Origin of the sequence: Salinimicrobium marinum, assembly GCF_014651535.1 — a bacterium.
Lineage (GTDB): Bacteria > Bacteroidota > Bacteroidia > Flavobacteriales > Flavobacteriaceae > Salinimicrobium > Salinimicrobium marinum.
The window spans coordinates 69,183-83,230 of the sequence record NZ_BMXB01000003.1; the positions used below are offsets into that span (position 1 = coordinate 69,183).

Genomic DNA, 14,048 nt, shown 5'->3' on the forward strand with positions numbered 1-14,048 from the left:
ATATATTTCTTATCTTTTCGAAACAGAACCCGATCCCGCAGTCCTGAAATCTTGTTTTTTAGGATCTCCATTATAGGTAATATCGCCCGATCCTGATACCCTGGCATCCAGTTCTTCTGAAGGGCTTACCTCAATATCTCCCGATCCTGATACCACGGCTTTCACATTTTTAGCTTTTAATCCATAGGCCTGGAAATCCCCCGATCCTGTTACAGTGCAATTTAAATTGGTGGTAGTTCCGTTGAGGACAATATCACCCGAACCAGTAACACCTCCCTTTACGTTTTCTGAAAAAACATCCAGGTTAATATCCCCAGATCCTGTTACATGTACATCAAAGTTTCGGGATTTGATCCTGTCCGATGAGTTGATATCGCCAGATCCTGTAAGGGAAACTCTTTCAATACTCTCAAATGGCACTGTCACTTTAATATCCCTGTTTCTGGACGGGCTTAGGTTAACCCCGTCTTCAACGTAGATTTTCAATTTTCCTCCCGATACTTCTGTAACGATATATTCTATCAGGTTGCTTTCTGCATCTACGGTTAACCTGCCTTCCTTACCGGCTACCAGCTGTACGTCTATCGAACCCTGAAGGGATACCTGCTCATAATCTGATACGTTCCTGGTTTGGGAGGTCATTTCTCCGTTTCCGTTCACTTTTTTGCTGCCTGTCCACCATTGTGCGTTGGCCTGACAAGAGAAGGTAAGGATGGCTAGTGTAAAGAGTAATTTTTTCATGATATACGTTTTTTGATTGTTGATTTGTTTTGATTTGTAATTAGTTGACGAAAGTGACACTTCCATAGCTGGATTTTACGTTAATGTTTCCTCCGGAATTTTCTGATAAATGATATCCTTCATAAAAATTATCCCCGGTAGACTGACTTCTTTTGTTGATATGAAATCCGTTTTGTCCATCAATTCCTTTTACGCCACCGTAAGAAGTACTAATCCTGAAGTTAAAAGGGGTGCTCCTGTCATAACCAATCTTAATAGAGGTGTAGTCACTGTTGATATTTATATCCCGGGCTCCTTTCATTACTTTTTCAATAGAAGCCGAACCATAATCCATATCCAGCTCAAGAGAATTGTATACGGTTCCTATTTTTACCCCTACATAATCTCCCTGACCTTTCATGTTTCTCAATTTATTAATGGAGATCCCGCCGTAGTCGCAGGTAAACTTTATATTCTCAACTTTTCCAATGCGTGAATCGGTATAATCTGCAGTGATGTCCAGAGTGCCGGCTTCTTCAATAGTATATTCAGAATAATCTGCATTTATGCTTCCTCTTTTCATGTAATTGATCGTGCTGTTCCTAGTGTAATCGAAATTCAGTTCATTGTTATCTCCAAGCAGGTCACCTATGAACAGCCGGCCATAATCACAGCTAATGGAGGCATTTCCTTCGAGCCTGTCAATACTAATGTTTCCGTAGTCATTAGTAAGAACTACATTATTTTTAACCGGAGCTTTGATCCTGTAATTAATTTCCATGCTAACATTGCTGCTGCTCCCGAAAATCTGGCTCCACCAGGATTTGTCATTTCTGTCAAAAAGGGTTTTAGCACTCACCTGAGAGGAAGAATTACTAAACTCCACATCAATTTCCTGAAGTTTCTGGCTTACTTTTTCCTCATCATTTCCGTTTGTTTTGATCGTAATTTCAATTTCCACACGGTTCTGATTCCAGGTGGTGACATCCACATTTCCATAACTGTTATCGATCTTCAACAGCGCATTGGCCGAAACATTGAATTTTTTACTGATTTTTTTCTCTTTGGTATATCTACCGTCCAGATCATTTCCTGCAATTCCAGAAAAAGGGATAAACAGTAAAAGGAATAGCATTTTATAGTATATTGTTTTCATGGGGTACATTTTTAAGGTCATTAATGTTATTTACTTTTTCCAATACATTAGTTAATAGATCAATTCTTTTCTGAAAGTTGGTGATCATGGCAGAAATTACTCTTCTGTCCTGGCCGCTTTGAGAAAGGTCTGTCTTTAGCTTTTCATAATCTTTCTCGAGTATTTGAATTTGCTTCAAAGCATCCTCAATAACCGCTTCAGTCTCCGGGGTTTTTTCCTGTTGAAGGTTGTATAACTCCCTTGTAATTACCGAAGCATAAAAATCCTGAGTGTTTTTCATTTCGGGGGAAACACTAGCCAGGTCCTGCTCTTTGCCAAGACCATTGTCGAAGACCCCCTGGAAAAGAAGGAAAGCGACTAAAAACGTAGCGGCAATGGCCAGTACCGGTGTCCAGAGAGAAATGATCCCCGAAGTTTTTGTCTTCTTTTTTAATCTCTGTTTCAACTTTTTCTTAAACCGCTCCTGATGATCTTCAGAAGGTTCTGCGACATCAAAATCCAGCGATTTGAATAAATCTTCTATGTTATCATTTTTCATAACTCATCAGTTTTTTCCGAAGGCTTTCTTTCGCCCTTGAAATGGTTGTTCTGCAATTAGCATTTGTAAGTCCCAGGATCTCACAAATTTCTTCGTAATCATAGCCCTCAATAAGATGCAGGGTCAAAACCAGTCTGTAATTCTCTTTTAAAGAATCCATTGCCTTGAGGATCTGCTGCACTTTCGGGCTTGTCTCTTCCTCTTGTTCGCCTATTCCAATCCCATCATCTTCGGCGTCCTTTAGTTGGTCGTTATAGGTTACCTCCTGGTGTCTGGAATTTTTGTTGAAGGCATTGATGCTCCTGTTCACCACAATCTTTTTTAGCCATGCTCCAAAAGTGGAATTTCCCTGGAACGTATCAAGCTTTGAAAAAGCAGTTAAAAAGGCCTCCTGCATAATATCTTCAGCTTCTGCAGAGTGTTTAACAATCCGTAAGGCCGTGTTGAACATTGCTTTGTAATATTTGTTGTACACTTTCATTTGTGCCCTTTGGTCTCCCAAACGACATTTTTCCAAAAGCTCATCAATATGTGTGGTGGTTAGTGTCAATTTATATGCGCTTTACTATAAAGATAGGTTTGTATCTAATTTGTTACAGTTTTAGGAAAATTTCTTTTTAATTTTTTTAGTTTGGTTGGCATAACAATTGAAATAATGCAGGGAAAGCCTGCGTAAACCTGCTATTTTTCAGCCGGGTTGCTGTTTTTACAGGTAGGTTTAAAAGTAGTACAAATAACTGCAGTGACAGTTTGACTTAAATAAAGATATGGCCAGAACAAAATTTACAAATTTTGACAATATGTCATTACAGGGAATAGATGAGGATGCAGAATTGATCCCTTTGATGACTCCTGAAGATGAAGAAGAAATTAATAAAGAAAACTTACCCGAAGTGTTACCGATCCTTCCTTTGCGGAATACGGTGCTTTTCCCCGGCGTGGTGATACCAATCACTGCCGGCAGGGATGCTTCCATTAAATTGATTAATGAAGCCAATAACGACAGTAAAGTTATTGGAGTTGTTTCTCAAAAAGACGAAAAAGTTGAAAATCCCGGAGTAAAGGATATCAACAAAACGGGGGTAGTAGCGAGAATCCTTCGCGTTTTAAAAATGCCCGATGGAAATACAACCGTTATCATTCAGGGGAAAAAGAGATTTAAAGTTGCCGAAGTAATTTCTGAGAAACCTTATTTAAAGGCTAAGATTACCGAAGTTGCTGAAGCCCGTCCTGCAAAAGACAATGAAGAATTTGCAGCTATTATAGAGTCTATCAAAGACCTGTCTCTTGAGATCATCAAGAACAGTCCAAATATTCCTTCGGAAGCTTCTTTTGCTATTCAGAATATTGAAAGTCCTTCTTTTCTTATCAATTTCGTGTCTTCGAACATGAATTTGTCGGTAGAGGAAAAACAGAAACTTCTCGAAACAAATGATCTTAAAGACCGTGCACTGGCAACTCTGAAATATATGAATATGGAGTTCCATAAACTGGAGCTTAAAAACGATATTCAGTCCAAGGTGCAGAGTGATATGAACCAGCAGCAACGGGAGTATTACCTTCACCAGCAAATGAAGACGATCCAGGAAGAGCTGGGAGGTGTTTCTCACGAAGGGGAAGTGGAAGAAATGAGGGAGAGAGCCAAAAAGAAGAAATGGGGTGAAAATATCCAGAAACATTTCGAAAAGGAGCTCGCTAAGATGCAGCGAATGAATCCGCAGGTGGCCGAGTATTCTATTCAGCGGAATTATCTGGACCTGTTCCTGGAATTGCCCTGGGATGAATTTAGTAAGGATAAATTTGATCTTAAACGAGCCAGAAGAATCCTGGACCGGGATCATTACGGACTGGACGATGTCAAGAAAAGGATCATTGAATATCTTGCGGTATTAAAGATCAGGAATGATATGAAATCTCCGATCCTTTGTCTGTACGGACCTCCGGGAGTTGGAAAAACAAGTTTAGGTAAATCTGTGGCCGAAGCTTTGGGAAGAGAATATGTACGCGTGTCTCTTGGCGGACTTCGTGACGAAGCTGAAATTAGAGGGCATAGAAAAACTTATGTGGGTGCAATGCCTGGAAGGATTATTCAGAGCCTTAGAAAAGCAGGAACCAGTAATCCTGTTTTTGTATTGGATGAAATCGATAAATTAAGTGTTGGCCATAGTGGCGACCCATCTTCAGCCTTGCTGGAAGTTCTGGATCCCGAGCAGAATAATGAGTTCCATGATAACTTCCTGGAGATGCCTTTTGACCTTTCAAAAGTCATGTTTATTGCAACGGCCAATAGTTTGAATACCATTCAGCCGGCGTTGAGGGACAGAATGGAAATTATTAATGTTACCGGGTACACCATCGAAGAGAAGGTAGAAATTGCCAAGCAGCATTTACTTCCGAAGCAATTGGAAGAACACGGTCTTACCAAGGAGCACCTCAAGGTTGGAAAAAAACAACTGGAAAAGATAGTGGAAGGTTACACCCGTGAGTCGGGGGTACGGGGTCTTGAGAAACAAATTGCAAAAACCGTACGATATGCGGCCAAGCATATTGCAATGGATGAGGAGTATAACAAGAAACTGAAAGACGAGGATATTCTGGATATTCTTGGAAGTCCAAAGATGGAGCGTGACAAATATGAAAATAATGATGTAGCCGGAGTGGTTACAGGCCTGGCCTGGACCCAGGTTGGAGGTGATATCCTCTTTATTGAATCGATCGTTTCCAAAGGTAAAGGAAACCTGAATATTACCGGAAACCTCGGGAAAGTAATGAAGGAATCTGCCACCATTGCCATGGAATATATAAAGGCAAATTCTGAAGATATTGGAGTAGACCCGGAGATCTTTGAAAAATATAATGTCCATATTCACGTTCCGGAAGGTGCCACGCCAAAAGATGGACCAAGTGCAGGTATCACGATGCTTACATCACTGGTTTCCCTATTCACGCAACGGAAAGTGAAGAAGAGCATCGCAATGACGGGTGAGATCACCCTTAGAGGAAAAGTACTTCCTGTAGGCGGAATTAAAGAAAAGATCCTCGCGGCAAAAAGGGCACACATCAAGGAAATTATACTTTGTGAGGAGAACCGTCGTGATATCAAGGAAATCAAAGAGGAATATTTAAAAGGGATGACCTTCCATTTCGTAAAGGAAATGCGGGAAGTGATAGACCTGGCGATATTGAAAGAAAAGGTTGAAAATCCTAAAACACTCTGAAGCATAAAAAACCCCGGATTTACCGGGGTTTTTTATGCTTTAGCGTTAGTAGTATGAGCCGGTAAAATAGAGAATGATCCTTGGGCTTGTAGTGCAGGTTGTATGATAAAGTTGGCGAGGAGTATGATATAAAATGATTCTCCAGAGGATAAAGGCACAGGAATATCTATGACAAACGAACTTTTTACTGCTTAAAAGATTTGCCTACTGCTTTTATTACTATATTTTTAAGCATAATTAATTTTTTCCGGTACTCCCCGAATTCATAAGGGAAAGCGTTAGGATTAAATAATAACGATTCCGCTGATTTAAATGCTAAAGGTTCCGATGAAAAGTGTGCGGCTGTTCATTGTAAAAAAGTAAAGATTTTTTGTTGTAGGCATATGTAGGACACGGCTAATGAAAAGGGTCGCCTGGTTATTTTACAGGAGAATCTTTTAACCAAGATTCTCAGCTTATTAAAAGATTGTATATGATTTTGTATCACGTATTAAAAAACCTAATTTAATACTACATTACAGCTATTTTTATGGTAACTTTTCATTACTATAGAAAAGATTACACCTAATTACCATATGACAGAACAAAATAGCAGGTCTGATATAAATAAAACGCTGGAAAAATCGGCGAACATCTTTCCAGTGGTTGGAGTAGGAGCCTCGGCGGGAGGGCTTGCAGCCTTTAAAGCTTTTTTACAGGCTATTCCTGAAGATTCGGGGATGGCTTATGTTCTGGTGCAGCACCTGGACCCTGGTCATAATAGTCTTCTTCCTGAACTCTTGCAAAAGGCAACAGAAATTCCGGTGAAGGAGATTACTGATGAGGTAAAGGTGGAACCAAATACGATCTACATCATTCCCAGCAACAAAGCATTGATGTCAAATGATGGAACTTTGGAACTAAGTCCCAGAACAGATAAAACCGACAAAAGCCTGCATCTTCCCATTGATCTGTTTTTTAAATCCCTTGCAGAGGTGCATGGATCTCACTCCATTGGAGTGGTGTTGACAGGAAACGGACAGGATGGAACTGCCGGATTAAAATCCATCAAAGAGGCAGGGGGAATTACTTTTGCCCAGGAAACAGAATCGGCTGAATATGCTGCGATGCCAAAAAGTGCCATTACAGAAGGAGTGGTTGATTTTGTGCTTCCTCCAAATGAAATTCCTTCAAAGATTATTGAAGTGGTAGAAAGAATATATAAAAATGTCGGGGAGGAAAAACAGATTCAGGAGGAAGATGGCAAAGTCTTAAAGCAAATCCTGGCGCTGCTAAGAGTAAGAAAAGAAACGAATTTCACCTATTATAAGCAGACGACCATTCGAAGAAGAATTCTTCGCAGAATGGCGCTTAGTAACAATAAATCACCTTTGGAATATTTAAATTTTCTAAGGGAGAATAGCAGTGAACAGGATGTTTTGCATCAGGATTTGTTAATTCCTGTAACCGAGTTTTTCCGCGATATGGATGTTTTCAGTAATCTGTGCGCAAAGGTTTTTCCGCTTATACACGAGGAAAGAAAAAAAGATGAAGCTATAAGAATATGGGTGGCAGGTTGTAGTACCGGGCAGGAAGCCTATTCTTTAGCTATGTGCCTCCTGGAGTTTCTGGGGGATGGTCACAGTAAGGAAAAGATCCAGATTTTCGCTACAGATATTAGTGAAAAAGCTATTGCAAAAGCACGGAGCGGGATCTACAAGAAATCGGAAATGGAAAACCTTAGTTCCGACAGGGTAAAAAGGTTTTTTAACCGGGTAGATAGTGAATATCAAATTAAGAAGGAGGTCAGGGAGATGTGTGTCTTTGCCTATCATAATTTTTTGCAGGATCCGCCTTTCGGAAAAATGAATATAATCACCTGCCGGAATGTACTGATTTACATGCAGCCTTACCTTCAGAAGAAAGCATTGACGACTTTTCATTATGCTTTAAAGAAAAAAGGATATTTACTCCTCGGAAAATCTGAAACTACCAGCAATGCACCCGATCTATTTGGTCCAATGGAGAAGAAGGATAAAATCTTCATTCGAAAGGATAAACGTGGAAACTTCATGCAGGTTGCCAGCAGGCGAAATGAAGATCATTTCAGGGAGTTTAATAATGCGACTAAAAAGGAGAATGTGCGAACGGATTTTCAAAGGACTGCAGATGATGTAATTTTAAGTAAATATACCCCTGCCGGAGTCGTGATAGATGAAGCCATGGAAATTGTTCATTTTAGAGGTCGTACCGGGGCTTACCTGGAACCACAGGCAGGGAAGCCAAGTCTTAACCTTTTAAGAATGGCTAAAACGGGGCTGGCTTTTGAACTTCGTACGATCATTCATCATGTAAAAAAAGAGCAGCGGGCTCTTATAAAAGAAAATATTCCTTTAGAGGAAGCAGAGGGACAGCGGTTTATCTCTATAGAAGCAATTCCTTTACCTAATCTTGCAGATCCTCATTTTTTAATACTTTTTCACGATCCTGCAACAGATTCCAGATTGTCTAATATTATAAGGAACAGTTACAAAATAACTGCAGACAAGGAGCATACAGATGAAAGAGATCTCCGTATCGAGCAGCTGGAAAAAGATTTGGCACAGGCCCGTGAAGATATGCGGAGCATTACCGAAGATCAGGAAGTTACCAACGAAGAACTTCAAAGTGCCAATGAGGAACTGCAAAGCGGTAGTGAAGAATTGCAGACTCTAAACGAGGAGCTGGAAACCAGTAAAGAAGAACTGCAAAGCACCAACGAAGAATTAATAAGTGTAAACCAGGAGTTACTGGGATTAAATAAGAATTTAACGACAGCAAGGGATTTTGCAGTAGACATTCTTGCGACCGTACGGGAACCGTGGGTAGTTTTGGATAAGGATTTAAGGATTAGATCTGGTAACAATACTTTTTATAAAACCTTCAATACCAATGAAACTGAAGTAGAAGATAAATTCCTTTTCGATTTTAAGAATAAGCAGTGGAACATTCCCAGATTAAGAAAATTGCTGGAAAAGATCCTTCAGGAGAAATCTATTATTTCAAATTATGAAATCACCCATGACTTTCCAGGTCTTGGAGAACGCACCATGGTGATCAACGCACGGGAAATAAGACGGGAAGAAGGTGGTGAAAAATTGATATTGCTGGTTTTTGGGGATATCACCGACAGGAGAATAGCAGAAAAATCTCTTGAGAAAAGTGAAATTAAGTTCAGGCTTTTAGCCGAAACGATACCGCAGTTAATGTGGATCACTAATCAGGAAGGAAAATTTGAATACTTTAATCCAAAATGGAATCAATATACCGGATCGACTCCCGGCGAAAGTGTACAGGATAAATGGCTCAATTTTGTTCATCCAGATGATTTGCACGAAGTGCTGGAAACCTGGAACAAAAGCCTGCAAACAGGGGAACTTTTTTCGATGGAGTACCGATTAAAAAGTACAGAAGGAGTTTATAACTGGTTTCTTGCCAAAGCATTGCCGTTGTACAATGCTGAAGGTGAAATTGTAAAGTGGTTTGGTTCCTATACCAATATTGAATTGCAGAAGGAAGCCCAGGAGGCATTGAAAAAGAACGTGGAACATTTTAGAGAGTTGGCCGAGCTGGTTCCGGAAAAAGTAACTCATGCAGATGCAGAGGGTAATATGGTTTATTACAATAAAAGCTGGCTGGATTACACTGGCCTTAGCCACGAAGAGCTGGTTAAGAGTGGATGGATGAAATTACTGCATCCCGATGAAAAGAAAGAGGTGCAGCATAAGTGGAAAAAATCTATGAAAACCGGCTGCAAATTCGAAACCGAATTGCGTTGCATTGGGAGAAAAGGAGAGTATGAATGGCATCTGTTCAGGGCGGTTCCGGTGAGGGATGAGAGAGGAAAGATAAAGCAGTGGATAGGCGCCACCACCCAAATTGAAAATATTAAAGAAGAAGAAAAGAGAAAAGAAGGGTTTCTTCAGTTGGTGAGCCATGAACTTAAAACCCCTGTAACTTCCATTAAAGGCTATGTGCAATTACTGCTAAGGATCCTTGAGGAAGAAAAAAATCAGTCCTTAAATGCACTGCCGCTAAAAAATTCGCTGGAAAGAATAGATGACCAGATAGGCCGACTTACAAGACTGATTTCTGAAATGCTTGACCTTTCAAGAATTGAGGACAACCGCCTTCAATTCAAGAAAGAAAACTTCAGCTTAAATAAACTGGTGGAGAACACTGTAAAGGACATTTCCAGTACCAGTACTGTGCATCATATTAACCTTCATCAGGAGCTGAAATACACTGTAAATGCCGATAAAGACCGGATAGGGCAGGTAATCATTAACTTTATTACAAATGCCATAAAATACTCTCCGGAAAATAAAGGTGTAGAAGTCATTATTCACGAAACTGAAGACCATAAAGTAGCGGTGAGTGTGAAAGATAAAGGAATCGGGATAGGTCCTCTAGATCAAAAGGAAATCTTTAAGAGATTCCACAGGGTGGCAGGTAAAAATGAAGAGACCTATTCCGGACTTGGAATTGGATTGTTCCTGGCTCACGAAATTATTGAGAGACATAAAGGCACAATTTCCCTGGAAAGTGAATTGGGCAAGGGCTCGGTTTTTACCTTTGTGTTGCCTTACAAACAAAAATTTTCTTCTGAAAAAAGTTAAAAATTAATCTCTGAAATAAAGAAGCTCCTTTAGGTTTTTCAACCTGAGGGAGCTTTTTTAAAGAAAAAAGAGGAAAATCAGTTAATTGGCAGATTTCCTGTGCAGGTCTTCGTTCAGTTTTGAAAGAAGAGATCTGAGCCTGTCGATATGTTTTCTGGTATCATTCAGTCGTCCCAGATTAATGGAAGACATTTCTTCCTCACCTTCTTCATTTTGCCTTTTTGCTATTAACAGCAGGAGGTTTTCTTTCTCTTCCAGCATACGAATAGAAACCCAGATAGATTCCTCAATATTTTGATCCTGTAGCTCCTTTAGTAGATTTTCTGTATAAACATGTCCTGTATGGCACCTGTAACGGTGGGTAGGATCATTCTTTATTTTCCACAGTCCGCCGCCACAGTCGGGGCATACGAAATCACTGTGATCTGCTATTTTTTTAACTTCGTCAATATTGCTCATCATTTTTTCTGTTATTTCAGCCTCTATTTGCAGCTCTCTTGGAATAAGCTTTTGGAGAGGAAGAGGCTTATTTAAAATATCTTCCAGGATGTTGGGCATATCCTGAAGCCTGACCTCATAATCTACCGTAATCTTATTTTTGACGCTACGGGGCATATCCGAAAACTCAGCTTCTGAAGGATCCTGAATGATACAGAGGCCACCGCTACGTTTAATCGCAGACATACCGGAAGTGCCATCTTCGAATAGCCCAGTTAGTATAATTCCGATCACCCGGTTGCCATAATTCACCGCAGCAGAACGGAAAAGGACATCTATAGAGGGCCTGTACTTGTTTTCATGCGGCCCATGATTAAGGATTAGGATATCATCTTTAACCATTAACTGATGTTCGGGTGGTGCCACATATAAATGTCCTTTTTCAACAGGCATTCCGTTGGCTGCAACTTCGCAATGTAATGAGGTGTTGTTTTGAAAAATACCGGCAATTTTTTCGCTTCTGGATCTTTGCGAGACATGTATGACCACAACCACTGCTAGGTCCATTTTATCGGTAAGTCCATTGATCACTTTTTTTGTTGCAGGAATCCCTCCTGCCGAGGAGCCAATTACAATAATATTTCTTAGATCACTCATGTTGTTCTTTTAGTTTTATGCGTCTAATAATTTTTGACCCAAAAGATAAGTTACTGCATCGTATTGAAATTGCTGCTTTTATACATACTAAAACTTTCTTAATCTTGCCGGGAGATTAATTTTTGAGTTATCACGAGCATAGTAGCAGGCAATAAAAAAGGTTGCCTGTTAAGACAACCTTTTAAGTAAGACATGTTCCTGTGGTTCTACGCAGCAGAATTCATAGTAGGTTTATAACTTAAAGCAGCATTAATGATCTCATTCCACTTTTGCGCATGTGCTAATTCATAATCCTGGGAATAGGTCAAATCACAGTCGTAGAGGTTGAGGAGTTGTTTTTCTCCTGAAAAGCTACCTTCAAATTCAAGATCGATCCTCTGTAGTACCTCTTCCACTTTGTCATTTATCCTGATAGATTTTGTGGTACTCACAATCGTGCTTTTCCTGATGTTTTTTAAATCGTAATACTCTATCCTGTCACCTTTTGGACTTTGTTGTACGAATAACAATTTCTGCAGGTTACGATCAATGCCAATGGTGTTGAGGTTCCAGTGGTCTGTTTCGCTGGGTACCATCTGGTTTTTGCCAGCTTCTTGAAGAAACTTTTTTTGCCGGGTTTTTGTTTCATTAAAACCTGCAATAATTAATAATATATAAGGTATGACCACAGAAGCTATTACAGCAAGATCCACGATCCATATGTCTATTTTCATGTTTGTATTTATTTAAGTTGAACAAATGTCCTGTATAGTGAGAATTAAAGCCGTGAGTTTTTCGGCTACGGAATTCTGTTCTAACTTAAAAAAAGACGTGGAATGGAAATATAATTTCAGGTATTCCCAGAGAAGGGGAAATACTTTTTGAATACCTAAAATAAGTTATCCCGGAAACTGCTTCGCTGCAGCAATAGGTAACATTACCTGATCCAGGAAAATTCACACCGGGTTCGGCTCCCGATTTTGTTAATGTGGAATCGGAAAAACTGTAGGGAATTCCGGTTATTTCTGAAGAAAATGAATCTGGTTCTTCTTCAGAAACCATTTCAGAAAGATCAACTATAGAATCCTTAGCAAAGGCAAAACTGTTGCTACTGCAAACCAATAAAAGGAATGTCAGCAGAAGCCCCGTTAAATTTATAGTGATCTTCATTTTCATGTTCAAATGTAGTATATATTCATGTTAAATTTCAGGAAATTTTTAAGGCTAGGAAAAATATTATTTTGCCATATCGGGCTGTAATTAATTGGCCTACTGTCATTAAAAAAACAATTATTCCATCGTTTCAAATAGTATGAAGTGGAATGAATTATGCTATAAAAATCTTATTTCAGAAGAAGTAAAGTGATAACTTTCCGGCTCTAAAAAATCACTATAATTTAAGGTACTAACAAGTAACGAACTAATAATTATCAAATCAAAATTCAACTTTAGGAGGTTGTTCGGCAAGAAATACGAACATAATATAGGAATCGCATTGAGCGGTGGTAGTGCGCGGGGATATGCACATGTAGGAATTTTAAAAGCATTGGCAGAGCATGGCATTGAACCGGAAATCATTTCCGGAACAAGTATGGGTGCAGTGGTGGGCGTACTTTATGCTGCGGGATATTCGCCGGCGGAAATCAGGGAAATCCTTGTGCGGGAATCTTTTTCAAAGGTCACGGGCTTTTCGTGGCAAAGAACGGGCTTGTTAAAAATGGAGAAGCTGAAAGGGGTACTCAAAAAATATATTCCGGAAGATGATTTTTCTCAGTTGAAAAAGCCATTTTACCTGGGACTATCCAATCTTAATACAGCAGATAAGGAGATTCGCAGCAGCGGATCCCTGTATGATTATTTGATAGCAAGCTGTTCGGTGCCAGGTGTTTTTTCACCAATGGTCATAGAGAATGTAAATTATGTGGATGGCGGACTTATGTGTAATCTACCGGCATCGGCAATCCGGGATAAGTGCCGTATTTTAATTGGGGCGCACGTAAATTTCCCCGGATCCAAGGATGGATTTACAGGGCCTAAAGGAATCATGGAACGAGCTGTAAACCTGGGAATAACTCAAAACGCAAAACCCGAAATGGAGTTATGTGATTATGTCATTGATCCTCCCGAAATGCAGAATTTCACTCTTTTCGACTTCAGCAAGATTGAAGAAATTATTCAGGCAGGATATGAGCATACCATAAAGATGATAGAATCTGGAGAATTACCGGTGAAGGAGCTTGTTTAAGAATTACAGAATATAAATAAACCCACCACTCCCATATTTTCTGGGAGTGGTGGGTTTAACAGAATCCTTTTCGATTCTTAGTTACAGGATAATGGCATCAATTATGGCTGCCACGACAGCAAGTATTATTGCCAGCCACAAAGACGGTGCAAAACCGCGCGTTTTAAAATCTGAACTAAATTTATCTGCCAGTTCAATAATAATTGCGTAGGCGATAATCCTGGTAATAAATCCTATTCCAAGGAAATAAAAAATTCCGAGGGTTGCGATATTAAGGATCAAAGTAAGTATCCAGCTTAAAAAGAAACTGAGCACCCCAATCATTAGTGCTACAATAAGAGCCGTTTTAAAACCTTTTAATTCTACCTTGGGCATATATTTGGCCGCCAGTAAAAGTACTCCTGCATCAATTACAATGTGAATAAGCCAGTCGATCATATAGTTATTTTTAATTAGTTGT

11 protein-coding genes are annotated in these 14,048 nt (G+C 39.6%); 3 read left to right on the forward strand and 8 right to left on the reverse strand.

Annotated features, from left to right (window positions below; genetic code table 11):
* Positions 1 to 9: 9 nt before the first annotated feature.
* From IE056_RS06790 to IE056_RS06805, 4 genes are read right to left on the reverse strand one after another with little or no spacing between them, the layout of a single operon-like run.
* Complete coding sequence (locus IE056_RS06790) at positions 10 to 741, reverse strand: head GIN domain-containing protein (protein WP_189603946.1); 732 nt, start codon at positions 739 to 741, stop codon at positions 10 to 12.
* 40 nt (positions 742 to 781) lie between these two features.
* A complete protein-coding gene (locus IE056_RS06795) occupies positions 782 to 1,876 on the reverse strand; it encodes a hypothetical protein (RefSeq protein WP_189603947.1) in 1,095 nt (364 codons plus the stop codon).
* Positions 1,857 to 2,414 (reverse strand): DUF4179 domain-containing protein, encoded by a 558-nt coding sequence (locus IE056_RS06800; protein ID WP_189603948.1) that lies wholly within the window; start codon positions 2,412 to 2,414, stop codon positions 1,857 to 1,859. Before IE056_RS06800 ends, IE056_RS06795 begins: the two co-directional genes overlap by 20 nt.
* A complete protein-coding gene (locus tag IE056_RS06805) occupies positions 2,404 to 2,964 on the reverse strand; it encodes an RNA polymerase sigma factor (protein ID WP_189603949.1) in 561 nt (186 codons plus the stop codon). The genes IE056_RS06800 and IE056_RS06805 overlap by 11 nt, the downstream gene beginning before the upstream one ends.
* 217 nt (positions 2,965 to 3,181) lie before the next feature.
* Here IE056_RS06805 and lon point away from each other — a divergent pair, with 217 nt between their 5' ends.
* The gene (gene lon, locus IE056_RS06810) at positions 3,182 to 5,632 is read left to right on the forward strand and encodes an endopeptidase La (RefSeq protein WP_189603950.1); all 2,451 of its coding nucleotides are present in this window, start codon (positions 3,182 to 3,184) and stop codon (positions 5,630 to 5,632) included.
* 575 nt (positions 5,633 to 6,207) lie between these two features.
* Positions 6,208 to 10,269: a CheR family methyltransferase gene (locus IE056_RS06815; protein ID WP_189603951.1), complete on the forward strand. Its 4,062-nt coding sequence runs from the start codon at positions 6,208 to 6,210 to the stop codon at positions 10,267 to 10,269.
* 81 nt (positions 10,270 to 10,350) lie between these two features.
* On the opposite strand, the gene IE056_RS06820 is transcribed toward IE056_RS06815, so the two are convergent.
* The 3 genes from IE056_RS06820 to IE056_RS06830 form a co-directional block, all read right to left on the reverse strand.
* Positions 10,351 to 11,364: a chemotaxis protein CheB gene (locus IE056_RS06820; RefSeq protein ID WP_189603952.1), complete on the reverse strand. Its 1,014-nt coding sequence runs from the start codon at positions 11,362 to 11,364 to the stop codon at positions 10,351 to 10,353.
* Between the two features lie 206 nt (positions 11,365 to 11,570).
* Positions 11,571 to 12,077 (reverse strand): hypothetical protein, encoded by a 507-nt coding sequence (locus IE056_RS06825; protein ID WP_189603953.1) that lies wholly within the window; start codon positions 12,075 to 12,077, stop codon positions 11,571 to 11,573.
* Positions 12,078 to 12,162: 85 nt separating this feature from the next.
* The gene (locus IE056_RS06830; protein WP_189603954.1) at positions 12,163 to 12,513 is read right to left on the reverse strand and encodes a hypothetical protein; all 351 of its coding nucleotides are present in this window, start codon (positions 12,511 to 12,513) and stop codon (positions 12,163 to 12,165) included.
* Between the two features lie 286 nt (positions 12,514 to 12,799).
* Here IE056_RS06830 and IE056_RS06835 point away from each other — a divergent pair, with 286 nt between their 5' ends.
* Positions 12,800 to 13,588: a patatin-like phospholipase family protein gene (locus IE056_RS06835; RefSeq protein WP_189603955.1), complete on the forward strand. Its 789-nt coding sequence runs from the start codon at positions 12,800 to 12,802 to the stop codon at positions 13,586 to 13,588.
* A gap of 81 nt (positions 13,589 to 13,669) precedes the next feature.
* Here the strand turns inward: IE056_RS06835 and IE056_RS06840 are convergent, their stop codons facing one another.
* On the reverse strand, positions 13,670 to 14,026 hold the full coding sequence (locus IE056_RS06840; protein WP_189603956.1) for a phage holin family protein: 357 nt from the start codon (positions 14,024 to 14,026) through the stop codon (positions 13,670 to 13,672).
* Between the last annotated feature and the right edge of the window lie 22 nt (positions 14,027 to 14,048).